Genomic DNA, 14923 nt, shown 5'->3' on the forward strand with positions numbered 1-14923 from the left:
TGGCGCCGGCGCCGGCTATTTGCCGATGCAGAAGCGGGAAAAGATCCGGTCCAGCACCGCCTCGCTCACCTCCTCGCCGGTGATCGCCCCGAGGCCCGCGATGGCGCCGCGCAGATCGATGGTCCAGAAATCCCAGGGCAGGCCCTGGTCGGCCGCCTCCAGGGAGCGCTCCAGGCTGGTGGCGGCGGCCGCCGCCAGCTCCCGCTGACGACCGTTGAGGGCCACCTGCAAGCCCTGGATCTCGGCGGCGCCGCAGAGGCCCAGCAGGGCCGCCACCAGGCCGTCGCGACCCGCGCCGCTGAGGGCGCTGATCCTCACCAGGGTCGCCTCCGGCGGTGCCGACGGGACGCCGGCCGGAGCGGCCCCCGGCGGCAGGGCATCGCGCTTGTTGCCCACCAGCAGCAGGGGCACCCCCTCGGGGACAAGGGCCCTCAGCTCCTCGTCGGCAGCGGTCCAGCCGGCCAGCAGATCGAAGAGCAGCAGCACCGCATCGGCGCCGGCCAGGGCCTGGTGGCTGCGGTCGATGCCCAGCTGCTCCACCCGGTCTTCGGTTGGGCGGATGCCGGCGGTGTCGAGCAGAGTGAGCGGTACCCCATCGAGCACCAGGTCGCTTTCAAGCAGGTCCCGGGTGGTGCCGGGCAGGTCGGTGACGATGGCCCGCTCGCGGCGGCTGAGCAGGTTGAGCAGGCTGGATTTGCCCACATTGGGCCGGCCGACGATGGCCACCCGCAGGCCCTCGCGCAGCAACTCCCCCTGGCGGGAATTGACCACCAGTTGCTGCAGCTCGCCGCGTACCGCCACCAACTCAGCCCGCACCGCCGCCCCATCGAGGGGGGGCAGATCTTCCTCAAAGTCGACCCGCGCCTCCAGCTCGGCCAACTGGTCGAGCAGGCGCTCCCGCAGGCCGCCGATGCGGCGCTGCAGGCCGCCGTCGATGCCGGCCATGGCCAGTTCAGCCGCCCGCCGGCTGCGGGCGGCGATCATCTCGGCGATAGCCTCAGCCCGGGTGAGGTCGAGGCGGCCGTTGAGGAAGGCGCGCTGGCTGAATTCCCCGGCCCCGGCGAGGCGGGCGCCGGCGGCCAGCGCCAGCTCCAGCACCCGCCGCACGGCGATCAGGCCGCCATGGCAATGCAGCTCCACCACGTCCTCGCGGGTGAAGCTGCGGGGGGCCCGCATCAGCAGCAGCAGGGCCTCATCCACCCGCCGGCCATCGGCCGGATCCACCACATGGCCGTACAGAACGCGATGGCTCTCCCAGCGCTGGGCGCCGGGGGCCAGAAACAGTCGCCGGCCGATCGTTTCGGCCGCCGGGCCCGAGAGACGCACGATCGCCACGCTGCCGGCCCCTGCCGCGACGGCGGTGGCGATCGCAGCGATGGTGTCGCCGTTAGGGTTCGCGCCAATCGGGCCATCTCCCCGCGTCACTGGTCCCATGGCACCGTTTCGCCTTCAGTCTCTGTCCCCGCCGCGGGCCCTGAGGGCGGCGAGGAGAAAGCTGCGGCAGGCGATCGAATGGGTCTGGCGCCAGGAGGGAAGCCACGGCCAGCGGGCCAGGGGGCTGGCGGCGGGGGTGTTCATGGGCTGCTTCCCGATCTTCGGCTTCCAGACCCTGCTGGGGGTGGCCCTGGCCAGCCTGGTGCGGGGCAACCACCTGCTGGCCGCCGCCGGAACCTGGATCAGCAATCCGATCACCGACGTGCCGATGATCTGGCTCAACTACCAGCTGGGCAGCCTGCTGCTGGGTCCGGGCAAAGGCTGGCCGGCCGGCGCAATCCTGCATCACGACACCCTGCGTCAGCTGGGCTGGGACTTCACCTCCCGCCTGCTGCTCGGCTCGGCTGTGGTGGGCACCGTGCTGGCCCCGCTCAGCGGCCTGCTGTGCCTGCGGTGGCTGCAGCGCCGCCAGGACCAAGATTCAGGTGGAAGGCACCCATAACCACTGCGCCTCAGTCCGGGAGGCTTGAGGTGAGCTGGTCCGACGGGTGCGACCCAGAGTTGTGCCGGGTCATCCGCGACTGTGAACCCTGCGGCCATCAAGCCAGAGCAGCCTTGACCCCCCTCCAGCAAATTCTGGGGTGTTCTTTTGAACAATGGGATAGGGGATCGATCTTGACCAATCGCATCCCCCGGGAACTGCAACCCTTCCCGCCGATGCACGTCTGTGGCCCCGCCTAAACAGCAAGAACGAGCCTCAGGCTCCTTTGGAGTGGAGCAGTCGGCAAATTAATGTAGGATCCCGGCGGCTGCAGCGAACCCAACCGTCATACAGCTTCATGAATGAGGCGGCGAAGTCAGCCGCCCAAGCCACCTCCATCGTTCACTGGCAAGCATCAACTTCTGCAGGCAGTTTGTTGTGAACTCAAAGGCATTACTGATCGGATGGGTCAATGGTCCCATCCGGGATGGCTGGGCCTCTATTGACATCAACGCAACACGAACAGTCAGATGCCCCAATTCTCTGGGACATCTGACCTCGCTGCCCTTCTGGATGCTTCGGCTGCCGAGAATGCAATGCCGTCACAGGTTTCACTGACTCTGATTGTTCCCTCGCACAATGGTCTTGACTGCCGCATCAAATCCGACGAGCTCCCTGGTCGGTTCTCTTCTCTTTCCCGAATGGTTCAGTCAAGGCAGTCGCTCATCCGATCTGTTGGTTCCGAACAGAATCAACGCACCAGTTCCTGAGACCGGCGGCCCGCTCCCCGCCGCAAGGTGGGAGTTTTCGACGACACAGGCCATCCCCTCCCCAGGCGGATCGACGAACAGAGAGACCAACGCTGTCATCGCGCCAGCTCAAGATCGTCGTGGCTCCCTGTTTCAATCCAGCGCTCGCCTCGAATCCTCTCCGAGCGTCGTCCAGAGCAGCCATCAGGTCCTGAGCGAGTCCTTCGCCAAGCTCACCACCACAGCCACCGCCTCAGGCCGTGGCTGCTGTCTCTGCAAGGACTGCAGCCAGCTCACCATCGACACTGACCCGGCCGTCTCGGGCGCCACTGCTCAGGCCCCCATTGTCCTCAGCGGACAGTTCACCCTGGCCGGCTCAGTGGATCTGAGCAAGACCTTCCAGCTCCACAGCAATCCCATCGCCACGAAGTCGATCTTCCTCGACTTCGATGGTTTCAGCATCAGCTCCACACGCTGGGAAAACGGTGGCGCCCTCAGCCTCGCACCCTTTTATACCTCCTTCGACTCCGCCGCCCTGACAGAAATCCAGCGGATCTGGCAGCGGGTGGCTGAAGACTTCTCACCCTTTAATGTCAACGTCACCACCGAGGACCCCGGCTCCGAAAACCTGCGCAAATTCGGCACTGGCGATGACCGCTGGGGCATCCGTGTTGCCTTCACCCACAACCTCAACCTGCTCACTAGCAATGCCATCACCAACGCCGGCGGTGGCGGCACGGCCTACTACAACAGTTTCAACTGGAGCACTGATGACGTGGCCCTGGTGTTCAACCGGGGCGAATACACCGCTGCAGAAACGGCCAGCCACGAAGTGGGCCATGCTCTCGGCCTCGACCATGATGGCGCCGGCACCACCGAGTATTACGGCGGCCATGGCGGCACGGGCCCTACCAGCTGGGGCTCCATCATGGGCGCTCCCTGGGTAGGCAACGACGAAAACCTCACCCAATGGAGCAAGGGTGAGTACGCCAACGCCAGCAACACCCAGGACGACCTCGCCGTGATTGTTGGCGGCAACGGCTTCACCTATTCCGCCGACGATCACGGCAACAGCTTCGCCACGGCAACTGTCCTGAGCGGACTGAGCTTCAGCAGCTTCGGCGTCATCGAGCGGAACACCGACATCGACATGTTCCGCTTCAACACCGGTGCCGGCCTGGTGAGCTTTGACATCGTCAACGCGACCCGGGCCTACATCGGCAGCCCAGGCAGCACCATCACCCAATATATCGCTCCCATCGGGCCCAATCTCGACATCGCCGCCAGCCTCTATCGGTCCAATGGCTCCCTCGTCCAGACCTTCAACCCAGCCGATCTGACCACGGCTAGCTTCTCCATCAACCTCTCCGCCGGCACCTATTACCTCGCTATCGACGGCGTTGGAGCTGGGACCCCCTTCGCCAGCACTCCCACCGGGTACACCGACTACGGCAGCCTCGGCCAGTACATGGTGACCGGCACGGTTCAATCCACCACCAGCCAACCTCCGCCCACTTCCACCCCACCCCCCACCAATAGCCTCCAGGTGCTGGATCCCAACGGCAACGCTCAGTTGCTGCGCGATACCAGCACCGATCTGGTCTCCGTACAGGTCAACGGCGTCACCTCTGCGGTCCGCTTGAGCGGCTCCCAGGTCAAGGCCAGCCAATTCGACGACAGGCAGATCCTCGCTGCTGAAACCGTCAACGGCGCCAACCAGATTCTCTGGAAAGTGCTCTCCACGGGGCAGGTCCGCACCTGGTCACTGGACAACAGGTGGAATTTCGTCTCCTCCAACACCCTGACCGATCCCACCAGCAGCGCGGGGCTACGGCTCCAGCAGCAGTTCATGGTCGATGCCAACGGCACACCGCTGGCCACCCTCCAGGTGCTGGATCCCAACGGCGCCGTTCAACTCCTACGTAACACCAGCACCGATCTGGTTTCGGTTCGGATCAACGGCGTCACCTCAGCCGTCCGCTTCAGCGGCTCCCAACTCAAGGCCAGCCAGTTCGCCGACAGGAAGATCCTCGCCGCTGAAACCATCAACGGCAAAAACCAGATTCTCTGGCAAGTGGTGTCCACCGGGGAAATCCGCACCTGGTCGCTGGATAGCAAGTGGAACTTCATCTCCTCTAACTCCCTGGCCACTCCCACCAGCAGCGCCGGCCTGCTGCTCCAGCAGCAGTTCATGCTCAACGCCAACGGCGCCCCGCTGGCCTCCGCGCCCTTGAACACCGCCACAGAGGCGATCGACCCGATCATCGGCGGCGGCACCAGCCTCGCCCCGGCCGCAGGCGACGACTTCGCCTACGACCAATCAGTCCTGGAGGCTGGCCTGCCCGAGGAACTGACCTTCAGCACCGAGCCGTTCCTGGCCCTCGCTGAGCTCGCCTCCCTGGATGCAACCAACCCCACCAGCACCGATCCTCTGGTCTCGATGTTCCCCGCCACCGGCCATGACTCCTTGCCGACCACCCCCTGGCTGGTCGCCAGCCAACCCCTGGTTTGAATGGCACCGCGGGCGTCCACGTTGACGATCTCGAAAGGTTGTTCCTATCGGTGCAGCCCAGGCGGGCATCGGCTTGGGCCAGGTGGCAGATGCCCTCAAACTCCCGCACCCGCACCTGCTCAGGGCGGTCCTGCCACAGTTCCCAGAACTGCTGCAGACCCTGCTGGGGGTGGCCCTGGCCAGCCTGGTGCGGGGCAACCACCTGCTGGCCGCCGCCGGAACCTGGATCAGCAATCCGATCACCGACGTGCCGATGATCTAGCTCAACTACCAGCTGGGCAGACTGCTGCTCGGCTCGGCCGTGGTGGGCACCGTGCTGGCCCCGCTCAGCGGCCTGCTGTGCCTGCGGTGGCTGCAGCGCCGACAGCGGGCTTCCTGAGCCAGTCCCACTCCCTCAGGATTCGGCCAGCCCTGGAAACACCATCAGATCAATGTGACCACCGGCGGGCTGGCGCCATTCGCGGAATTCTGCCGCCAGGGCCCTGTGCTCATGGTCGAGCGATTGTGATTCCAGATCCAACAGGCGCTGATGCACCAGATCGAGCGTGTTGTCGATGAGCTGGGCAGCCTGTTCGGAGGTCATGGCATCGCTGCGATGGAGAAAAGCCTGAGCTTCGAGGTGTTGTAGAAGACGCCGCCCTGGTGGGCTGTAGCCCCTGACACGGGCCGTCTCCCCCATCGGCGGATGCGCACCGATCAGATCGTCTGCGCCAGCCAGTTCTGCAGCGGCGTCCAGTCATCCCGTTCGTCAATGGCGGCCCAGATCCGCTCGATCACTGGCCGGATCGGGGTTTCCGGCAGGTTCCAGCGCAGAAGGCAGGCGGTGATGGCGGCCTCGGTGGCGGTGCCCGGACCGGCGGCCGCGGCATGGCTCCAGCGCCACCAGGCGTCCCGCCAGGCGAGCCATTCGGTGCGGGGCGGCGCCGGAGCCTCGCCGATGAAAGGCGCCAGATCGTCGGCCGTGGCCGGCAGCCCGAACGCCCGGACGTGCTCGGCCAGGGCGGCGAAGAAGCGGCCATAAGCCACGGGCCAACCGGCCAGCAGCCGCAGGGTGGGGGGCACCGGATCGGGAAGGTCGGCCAGCGCCTCGGCCGGCACCAGCCCAGCGTCGAAGCCGAGGCGCCGGCGCAGGCAGCGGCGGTAGTGGGTCTCGTGGACGGCCCCGAAATCCTCCAGGGCCGCCTCGAGCGGCGCCCGGGGCAGCAGCATCGCCAGGGGCTCCTGCAGCAGGCGCAGGTTGTGCTGGCAGATCAGGGGCTGACGGCCATAGGCGTAGAGGCCGCTGTGGTCGAAATAGGCGGCGGTGAAGCCCGGATCCCAGGTTTCAAGGAAAGCAAAGGGGCCGTAATCGAAGCTCTCCCCGGCCAGCGACATGTTGTCGGTGTTGAGCACTCCGTGGGTGAAGCCCGCCGCCATCCATTCGGCCGCGAGGCGCGCCACCCGCTGTACCAATTCGCCATAGAAGGCCAGCAGCAGCGGCTCACCATCGCTGTGGATCGCCTGCAGGTGCGGGTAGTGGATGGCCACCACATGGCGCAGCAGCCGCTCCAGCTGGGCCGGCTGACGCCGAAAGAGGAGCCGCTCGCAGGTGCCGAAGCGCAGGTGGGTGCGGGCCAGGCGCACCATCACCGAACTGCGGGTGGGGGAGGGCTCATCGCCGCGCCAGAGGTCTTCACCGGTCTCGATCAGCGCCAGGGTGCGGCTGGTGCTGACACCGAGGCGTTGCAGAGCCTCGCTGGCGATCACCTCCCGCACGCCGCCCTTGAGGGTGAGGCGGCCATCACCGCCACGGCTCCAGGGGGTGGTGCCGGAGCCCTTGGTACCCAGGTCCTGCAGCTGGCCGTGGCGATCGCGCAGCTGGCCGTAGAGGAAGCCGCGGCCATCCCCCAGCAGGGGGTTGTAGCTGCCGAACTGATAGCCGTGATAGCGGAGCGCCAGCAGGGGCGTGCGGCCCTCGAACCGCCCATAGGCCGCCTCCAGATCGGCGTCGCTGATGCTGGCCGGGTCCAGGCCGAGCTGGCGCAGCAGCGGGTCATTGCGGAAGCGCAGGCAGGTGAAGGGGAACGTCGCCGCCTCCACCACATCCCAGTACTCGGGCCCGAGCGCCTCGATGGCGCCCTCGAAGGGCAGGCCCAGCAAGGGATTGGGACGGGGCGAAGTCACCAGAGACGCAGGTGCGGACTCGGGGATCGCAGCCATGGGTGGGGCCGGTGATGGAACCAAGACTCTCTCAGCGCGGCAGCTCCTGTGTGACCACCGGCTGGAAATCGGTGGGGAATGAACTGTTCAATTCTGCGTTCACCGTCCAGACCTTTGGCCGCTATCGACTGGTTCTGGGCATCACATTGACTGGCGGCGAATGGAATGATCTGACGGGTATTAATCATGCCTTGCGGGCACGCTTCGGCAGGCACAAGAGCATCCCGTTGTTTCCCGACCTTTGGGTGGCCAATGTGCTTCTGGCCAGCCTGGAGCCACTGGTCGGCTACCACCGCTGAGGAAATCCTGACCACTTGCAGCAGATCCGCCCTGTCGCCACCCATCCACTGTTTTCTGAAGTAGGGTCGCTGTGGGGAGAGTGCAAAAAGCACACCAAAAGCACGCAAGGGATAGATATGAGAATCGCGCAGATTTCTACTCTTCATGAGAGGGTTCCCCCGGTCGGATACGGAGGTACTGAAAGGGTGGTTCACTATCTCACCGAAGAACTGGTGCGGCGTGGCCACGAGGTGGTTCTATTTGCCAGTGGCGACTCTCTCACCAGCGCCCAGCTTTTCCCGTGCGTTCCGCAAGCCCTGCGCCTGAGCGGGCAAGTGGGTGATGCCACGGTGCACAACCAGATCCAGCTCGACCACGTCATCAGCCAACTCAATGACTTTGACATCCTTCATTTCCACAACGGACACTTCCATTTCCCGCTGTCAGATTTGCTGGGTGTGCCCCATCTGAGCACCGTTCACGGCCCGCTTGATGCACCAGAGCAGAAGCTCCTGTATGCCCACTTCGATCGGGTGCCCCTGGTCTCGATCTCCGAAAACCAGCGCCAGCCTGTGCTTGGGGCCAACTGGCTTGGCAATGTGTACCACGGGCTGCCCAACGATCTCTATCGCTTCCAGCCAACTCCCAGGCCCTACCTGGCCTTCATCGGCCGAATCTCACCAGAAAAGCGGCTGGATCGGGCCATTGCCATCGCTTCGGCGGTGGGTCTGCCGCTGAAGGTGGCCGCCAAGATCGATCCGGTGGATGCCCCCTATTTCCACGAACAGATCGAGCCGCTGCTGCGCGACAACCCACTGGTGGAATTCATTGGGGAAGTGGATGACGCCGGCAAGCAGGATCTTCTGGGCCATGCCCTCGCCCTGCTGTTTCCCATCGACTGGCCCGAACCGTTCGGTCTGGTGATGATTGAGGCCAACGCCTGCGGCACGCCGGTGATCGCCTGGCGTAACGGCTCCACCCCGGAAGTCATCCGCCACGGGGTCAACGGTTTCCTGGTGAGCTCGATCGAGGAGGCCATCGCCGCGGTCGGCGCGCTGGAGCAGCTCGACCGATCACGGGTCCGCAGCCACTTTGAAGTGTGCTTCTCCGTCAGTCGCCAAGCCGAAGACTACGAACAGCTCTACCGCCATCAGATCCAGGCCCGCCGCTGCCACAGCCCCGCTCACCGGACTCCGGTGCATGTCTGATCCGCTCCATCCCTTCGTCCTCAAGAACGAAGAAACCTTCGCGATCCTGGATTCCCGTGGCGAAATCTGTCCGGATATCCAGCACGATGTCGGCATCTTTCACCGCGGCACCCGCCACGTCAGCCGGCTGCAGCTGTTGCTGTGGGATCGACCACCGCTGGTGCTGAGCGCCACCGAGCGTGGGGCGGTGGGTGTGCTCGTGAGCCATCTCAGTAACAACGATGACGCGGCCAGTGGCTCTGCGGCGATGACGATCCATCTGGAGCGCAGCACTGTCCTGACCGCCACCGCCTGCCTGCAGCAGTTCTGCTTCACCAGCTATGGCGATCGGCCCGTCGAGATGCCGCTGACCCTGCGCCTGGATGCGGACTTCCGCGACATCTTTGAGGTGAGAGGGTATGCCAGGACGGCGCGGGGCCGCACCGTCCGTCGCGGTGTGGACGGCACCCTGGAGCTCATCTACAGGGGCCTGGATGGGGAGGATCGGGTCACAGTCCTGCGCCTGAGCGATCCCGTTGAAGACGTGGGCGAGGAGCACATCAGCCTTCAGATGACCCTGGAGCCCAGGCAGACACGGCGGCTCTTCCTGGTGTTGGATTTTCACCCCAGTTCAACACCGCTGGGCGCGGAGGATCACTTCAATGCCGCCATGACCGCCACGATCCAGCGCTTCCGGGAGGCCCGGCGCAGTGCCGCTTCAGTAGTCAGCGACAACCCGGCCTTCAACAGCTGGCTGATGCGCTCCTTCTCCGACGTGCATCTGCTGGCCAGCCAGGTGGAGCATGGCCTCTACCCCTATGCCGGAGTGCCCTGGTTCAGCTGTCCCTTCGGCCGGGACGGGCTGATCACGGCACGCCAGATGCTGATGGTGGAACCACGGCTGGCGCGGGGCGTATTGGGCTACCTGGCCAGCCGTCAGGCGATTGTCGATGATCCCGCCCACGACGAGGAGCCCGGCAAGATCCTGCACGAATCACGGCTGGGGGAAATGGCAGCACTCGGAGAAGTGCCGTTCTCCAGGTATTACGGCGCTGTCGACTCCACGCCCCTATTCCTGATGCTGGCAGGCGACTATCTCTGCCGCAGTGATGACCGTGACTTCATCGCTGGCCTGCTGCCGGAGCTGCAGGCGGCCATGGGCTGGATCCACAGGGCGGAAGCCAGCAGCTTCGATGGCTTCCTGCGCTATCTGCGCGTGGCTGAGAACGGCCTGCGCAACCAGGGCTGGAAGGATTCCGACGACTCCATCCACCACGCCGATGGCCAGTTGGCCCAGGGCTCCATCGCCCTGTGCGAAGTGCAGGCCTACGCCTACGGCGCCCGCCGCGCCCTCGCTTCGATCCTGCACCGCCTGGGCAGACCCTCAGAAGCCGAAGGACTGCTGGAGGAGGCTGCCGCTTTGCGTCACCGCTTCCACCAGGCCTTCTGGACGCCCTGCATCGATTCCTATGCCCTGGCCCTCGACGGCGAGGGACAGGCCTGCAAGGTGCGGGCCTCCAATGCCGGGCACTGCCTCCTGACCGGCATCGCCACCAAGGAGGCGGCGGCGGCCATCGCCAGGCAACTGATGGCCCCCACCAGCTTCAACGGCTGGGGTGTTCGCACCCTGGATGAACGGGAGATCCGCTACAACCCGATGAGTTATCACAACGGTTCCGTCTGGCCCCATGACAACGCCCTGATCGGCATGGGCCTGGCCCGATACGGCCACCGCTCCGAGGCCGTGCAGATCCTCTCCGGCCTGTTCGAAACCGCCAGCGCCGTGCCCATGTTCCAGTTGCCGGAGCTGTTCTGCGGTTTCCCCCGCCGGGAGGAGGAGGGGCCCACGTATTACCCGGTGGCCTGCAGCCCCCAGGCCTGGGCCAGCGCCAGCGTGTTCGGCCTGCTGGAGGCGATCACCGGCATGGCGATCGAGCGGGAGCATGGCAGCCATCGGGTGCAGGTGCGCCTGCACAATCCCTCTCTGCCGAGGGGGCTCAACCTGCTGGACATCAACGGGTTGCGGCTGGGCGAGGAGGAGATCAGCCTGCAGTTCCACCGCAGTGACCACGACGTGGGCGTGCTGGTGCGCGGACGATCGCCCGGAGTGGACGTGCTGATCATGAAGTGAGATCCCGGCCGGGATCCGTTCGTGCGCTTCGCTGGGGACAGCAGACTTCATGGCCTGCCTGATGCACCACGTCAGGCAGAAGCCCCCAGCACCGGAACCAGACCATGAGGAGATTGGGACGTGCCGTGATTTTCGCCATCTGTGGGTTCCTGCTTTGTGCCGTGATCAGCTACATCTTGGTACTGCATTACTCACCACGCCATGACCGCGAACTGGAAGCGGCAATGACAAGCTTTTTCTTCTTCGGCCCCGTAGGGGCCGGAGTCGCCTTCGCCGTTGGTTTGTTGTGCTGAAGACGGCGATCGGCCCAAGGCAATTCCAACTTTGGCTTCTCTGTGGACACCCCCTTTCAACTGGGCGGCATGAACGCCCAGAGCATCATTGATACCGTTAAAATGAGCAGGCCAGAAACTTTATCAATTCCGGGCAGATGTCTGTGAGCGTCAACCAGATTCGCTTCATTGATGGGGCTGGTTATGAGCGGTTCATGGGCCAGTGGAGCCAATTGGTGGGCGACATCTTTCTCGACTGGCTGGCCCCACCGGGCAGCCAGCGCTGGCTGGATGTCGGTTGCGGCAATGGGGCTTTCACGGAACGGCTCGTCGCCCGGTGTGCGCCGGCCGCTCTCACGGGAATCGACCCATCCGAGGAACAGCTGGCCTATGCCCGCCTGCGACCGGCATTGCAGGCGGCCGCGTTCTGCCGAGGCGATGCCATGGCCCTGCCCTTTGCCGACAACGCCTTCGACGCCGCCGTCATGCCGCTGGTGATTTTTTTCGTGCCGGAGCCCGCCAGGGGTGTGGCCGAAATGGCGCGGGTGGTGGGCCCCAGCGGCCTCGTGGCCGCCTATGCCTGGGACATGGTGGGCGGTGGCTTCCCCTACCGGGAATGGCGGGAGGAACTCCAGTCGCTCGGAGCGGCCATCCCCATGCACCCCAGTGCAGAGGCCCCCCAGATGGAGGCCCTGCTCGACCTCTGGAGAGACGCGGGCCTCAGCGGACTGGAAGCACGGGAAATCACCGTGGAGCGCACCTTCGACGATTTCGACGACTACTGGGCGACCCTGCTGCTGGGCCCCAGTGTCAGCGACCGATTGGCCACGCTGCAGCCGGCGGCTATCGCGGGGCTCCGGGAGCGCCTGAAGCAACGCCTGCCGCCGGATTCTTCAGGCCGGATCACCCGTTCGGCCAGGGCCATTGCCATCAAGGGAGTGGTTCCGGCCCTGCCCGCCTGACGACTCAGCCGATGCCGGTGCGGCAGAGGTCGAGCACGTCGGCCATCGAGCGGATCTGATCCATGGTGGTGCGCAGCTGGACCGCACTGAGCAGCTCGACCCGCAGGTCGATGCGGGCCGGTTTGCCGGCGCTGGTTCGCACCCGGGCATCGCTGACGTTGATGCGGTGGTCGGAGAGGCGCATCAGGATGTCCTTGAGCACCCCCACCCGATCCAGCACCTCAATGCGTAGCCGCACTGGATAGCGTCGCTGCTGCGCCTCTCCGAGGGAGTTCCAGCGCACCGGCAGCCGCCGTTCCACCGGCACCTGGGGCACGTTGGCGCAGTCCTGGCGGTGGATGGTGATGCCGTGGTTGCCAAGGGCCACGGTGCCGACGATCCCCTCGCCGGGCAGGGGGCTGCAGCAGCCCCCGAGGCGGTACTCGAGGCCCTCCAGCCCGAGGATCGGGCTGTTGTTCGATGGATGGCCGTGGGGGGCGTGACGCGGCTGGGCCGCCGCCACCCCGGCGGCCACCTCCTCATTGGTGGGCGTGGGGGCGGTGGCGGCGGTGCTCAGGCGCACCTCCTCCCGCAGCCGGTTCAGCACCTGTTGCAGGGTGACGCCGCCGAAGCCCAGGGCGGCCAGCAGATCCTCGGTGCCCACCAGGTTGCAGCGCTTGGCCACGCGGGAAATCGCCTCCCCGTTGAGCAGGGCGTCAAAGCCGTCGCGGCCCAGTTCCCGCTCCAGCATCTCGGTGCCCCGCTGGATGTTGTCGTCGCGGTGGCTGCGCTTGTACCAACCACGGATGCGGTTGCGGGCCGTGGGGGTGGCCACAAAGTTGAGCCAGTCGAGGCTCGGGTGGGCGTTCTTGGCGGTGACCACCTGGACGAAGTCGCCGTTCTGAAGCGGCGTGGCCAGGGGACAGAGGCGATCGTTGATGCGCACGCCCTGGCAGTGGTTGCCCACCTCCGAGTGGATGCGGAAGGCAAAGTCGACGGCGGTGGAACCCTTGCGCAACCCCACCACGTCCCCCTTGGGGGTGAACACGAACACCTCCTCGTCGAAGAGGTCCTCCTTGATCGAGGCCAGGAAGTCGCTGCTGTCCTCGCCGCCATCGTCCTTCTGCCAATCGACCAGCTGCCGCAGCCAGTTGAAGCGCTCCGTGTCCCCCGCCGCCGGTGAGCCTCCCTCCTTGTACTTCCAGTGGGCGGCAATGCCGTACTCCGCCACCTGGTGCATGTCGGTGGTGCGGATCTGCACCTCAATCGGCCGATGGCGGCCGATCACGGCGGTGTGCAGCGACTGGTAGCCGTTGGGCTTGGGCAGGCCGATGTAGTCCTTGAAGCGGCCGGGGATCGGCCGGAAGATGTCGTGCACCACCGCAAGGGCCCGGTAGCAGCTCTCCACGCTCGGGCAGAGGATCCGCAGCGCCGCCACGTCGTAGATCTCGTGGAACGCCTTCTGCTGGCGCTGCATTTTGCTCCAGATGCCATAGAGATGCTTGGGCCGGCCGCTCACCTCGCAGTCCTGCAGGCCTGCCGCGGCCAACCGGTCGCGCAGCAGCTGCACCGTGGCTCCCAGCCGCTCCTCCCGTTCGCTGCGCTTGGTGGCGACCTGCTGCTGCACGTCGCGGTAGGACTCGGGCTCCAGCACCTTGAAGGCCAGATCCTCCAGCTCCCACTTGAAGCGGCCGATGCCCAGCCGGTTGGCCAGGGGGGCATAGATGTCGCGGGTTTCCCGGGCGATGCGCTGCTGCTTTTCGGGCTTGAGGGCACCGAGGGTGCGCATGTTGTGCAGGCGGTCGGCCAGCTTGACCAGCACCACCCGGATGTCGCTGGCCATGGCCAGGAACATGCGCCGCAGGTTCTCCGCCTGGGCCTCGGTGCGGTTGGTGAAATGGATGCCGCCCAGCTTGGTGACCCCCTCCACCAGGGCGCGCACCTCCTCACCGAAGCGGGCCTCGATCTCCTCAGGGGTGACCTGGGTGTCCTCCACGACGTCGTGGAGGAAGCCGGCGGCGATCACCGCCGCACTGGCTCCGATGTCACGCAGCAGACCAGCGACGGCGATCGGATGGACGATGTAGGGCTCGCCGCTGGCCCGGAACTGGCCGTCGTGGAGCTGGTAGGCGAAATCGAAGGCCGTGGCCACCAGGGCCTCAGGATCAACCGGGCGCGACGCGTCGCCGACCGGCTGCAGTTGCTGAAGGCTCTGGCGCAGCCAGGCCGGCAGGGGGACGCCGTAGGTGCGCTCGGATGCCGGGACCGAGGCGTAGGCCACCGGAGAGGTACCTGGATCCGGCGCCACTCTCAGCATCACACCCTTCAGGGTCCCCCCATGGTATGGGGCAATCGTCACGAACCAGGGGATTTGCGCATTCGGCCATCCAGACTGGGCACCGCCGGCCCCGTCCATGGCCCCCAGAGCCCCGTCCACCCCGGCAGTGGGCGGCCCACCTTCGATCGGGTGGATCTGACCGTGAGCGCCCTATGCATTGGAGGACGGAAGCCCCATTTGCATGACCGCCACCCACCTTTCGGCCCTGAATCGGCAGCGGTGGCCTGGGCCGTCCACACAACCCAGGTTTCCCCATTGCGATCCTGCGCCCGCTCGCCACTACCAGTGATGAGCGACTCTGTGGGACATGCATCCCCCAAGAAAGGAAGAAGCAATTTCTTAGAAGAGAAATAGAAACACTTTAATCTCTCCAGAGTCTTGATGGACCTTCATGGCGAGG

11 protein-coding genes and 1 pseudogene are annotated in these 14923 nt (G+C 65.7%); 8 read left to right on the plus strand and 4 right to left on the minus strand.

Annotated features, from left to right (window positions below):
• Positions 1-15 precede the first annotated feature (15 nt).
• Positions 16-1434 (minus strand): tRNA uridine-5-carboxymethylaminomethyl(34) synthesis GTPase MnmE, encoded by a 1419-nt coding sequence (gene mnmE, locus KBY95_RS06225; protein ID WP_254964104.1) that lies wholly within the window; start codon positions 1432-1434, stop codon positions 16-18.
• Here mnmE and KBY95_RS06230 point away from each other — a divergent pair.
• From KBY95_RS06230 to KBY95_RS06240, 3 genes and pseudogenes are all read left to right on the plus strand, one after another.
• Complete coding sequence (locus KBY95_RS06230; protein WP_254964105.1) at positions 1433-1936, plus strand: DUF2062 domain-containing protein; 504 nt, start codon at positions 1433-1435, stop codon at positions 1934-1936. The two genes, mnmE and KBY95_RS06230, sit on opposite strands and share 2 nt — an antisense overlap.
• A 1107-nt stretch (positions 1937-3043) precedes the next feature.
• Positions 3044-5176 (plus strand): zinc-dependent metalloprotease family protein, encoded by a 2133-nt coding sequence (locus tag KBY95_RS06235; protein WP_254964106.1) that lies wholly within the window; start codon positions 3044-3046, stop codon positions 5174-5176.
• 151 nt (positions 5177-5327) lie between these two features.
• Positions 5328-5555, plus strand: a pseudogene (locus KBY95_RS06240) (DUF2062 domain-containing protein); the annotation flags it as partial.
• 15 nt (positions 5556-5570) lie between these two features.
• Here the strand turns inward: KBY95_RS06240 and KBY95_RS06245 are convergent.
• Both KBY95_RS06245 and KBY95_RS06250 read right to left on the minus strand, forming a co-directional pair.
• Complete coding sequence (locus tag KBY95_RS06245; RefSeq protein ID WP_216906763.1) at positions 5571-5759, minus strand: hypothetical protein; 189 nt, start codon at positions 5757-5759, stop codon at positions 5571-5573.
• A gap of 113 nt (positions 5760-5872) precedes the next feature.
• Entirely contained in the window at positions 5873-7375 is a 1503-nt protein-coding gene (locus tag KBY95_RS06250; protein ID WP_254964107.1) for a YdiU family protein, read from the minus strand.
• 50 nt (positions 7376-7425) lie between these two features.
• Between KBY95_RS06250 and KBY95_RS06255 the strand changes: the two genes are divergently transcribed.
• From KBY95_RS06255 to KBY95_RS06275, 5 genes are all read left to right on the plus strand, one after another.
• Complete coding sequence (locus KBY95_RS06255; protein ID WP_254964108.1) at positions 7426-7674, plus strand: hypothetical protein; 249 nt, start codon at positions 7426-7428, stop codon at positions 7672-7674.
• A 15-nt stretch (positions 7675-7689) separates the two neighbouring features.
• Complete coding sequence (locus KBY95_RS06260) at positions 7690-8862, plus strand: glycosyltransferase family 4 protein (protein ID WP_254964109.1); 1173 nt, start codon at positions 7690-7692, stop codon at positions 8860-8862.
• Positions 8855-10972, plus strand: a complete 2118-nt coding sequence (locus KBY95_RS06265; RefSeq protein WP_254964110.1) for a glycogen debranching N-terminal domain-containing protein — start codon at positions 8855-8857, stop codon at positions 10970-10972. Before KBY95_RS06260 ends, KBY95_RS06265 begins: the two co-directional genes overlap by 8 nt.
• A gap of 125 nt (positions 10973-11097) precedes the next feature.
• Positions 11098-11265, plus strand: coding sequence for a hypothetical protein (locus KBY95_RS06270; RefSeq protein WP_254964111.1), 168 nt, complete (start codon positions 11098-11100; stop codon positions 11263-11265).
• A gap of 137 nt (positions 11266-11402) precedes the next feature.
• A complete protein-coding gene (locus KBY95_RS06275) occupies positions 11403-12206 on the plus strand; it encodes a class I SAM-dependent methyltransferase (RefSeq protein ID WP_254964112.1) in 804 nt (267 codons plus the stop codon).
• A gap of 4 nt (positions 12207-12210) precedes the next feature.
• Here KBY95_RS06275 and KBY95_RS06280 read toward each other — a convergent pair whose 3' ends face one another.
• On the minus strand, positions 12211-14502 hold the full coding sequence (locus tag KBY95_RS06280; RefSeq protein ID WP_254964211.1) for a bifunctional (p)ppGpp synthetase/guanosine-3',5'-bis(diphosphate) 3'-pyrophosphohydrolase: 2292 nt from the start codon (positions 14500-14502) through the stop codon (positions 12211-12213).
• Between the last annotated feature and the right edge of the window lie 421 nt (positions 14503-14923).

The organism is Cyanobium sp. Aljojuca 7A6 (genome assembly GCF_024346455.1).
Lineage (GTDB): Bacteria > Cyanobacteriota > Cyanobacteriia > PCC-6307 > Cyanobiaceae > Cyanobium.

Coding starts and splice junctions, on each gene's coding strand:
- KBY95_RS06230 (WP_254964105.1), top strand. CDS start 1,433: ATGGCACCGTTTCGCCTTCAGTCTCTGTCCCCGCCGCGGGCCCTGAGG.
- mnmE (WP_254964104.1), bottom strand. CDS start 1,434: ATGGGACCAGTGACGCGGGGAGATGGCCCGATTGGCGCGAACCCTAAC.
- KBY95_RS06245 (WP_216906763.1), bottom strand. CDS start 5,759: ATGACCTCCGAACAGGCTGCCCAGCTCATCGACAACACGCTCGATCTG.
- KBY95_RS06250 (WP_254964107.1), bottom strand. CDS start 7,375: ATGGCTGCGATCCCCGAGTCCGCACCTGCGTCTCTGGTGACTTCGCCC.
- KBY95_RS06265 (WP_254964110.1), top strand. CDS start 8,855: ATGTCTGATCCGCTCCATCCCTTCGTCCTCAAGAACGAAGAAACCTTC.
- KBY95_RS06275 (WP_254964112.1), top strand. CDS start 11,403: ATGTCTGTGAGCGTCAACCAGATTCGCTTCATTGATGGGGCTGGTTAT.
- KBY95_RS06280 (WP_254964211.1), bottom strand. CDS start 14,502: ATGCTGAGAGTGGCGCCGGATCCAGGTACCTCTCCGGTGGCCTACGCC.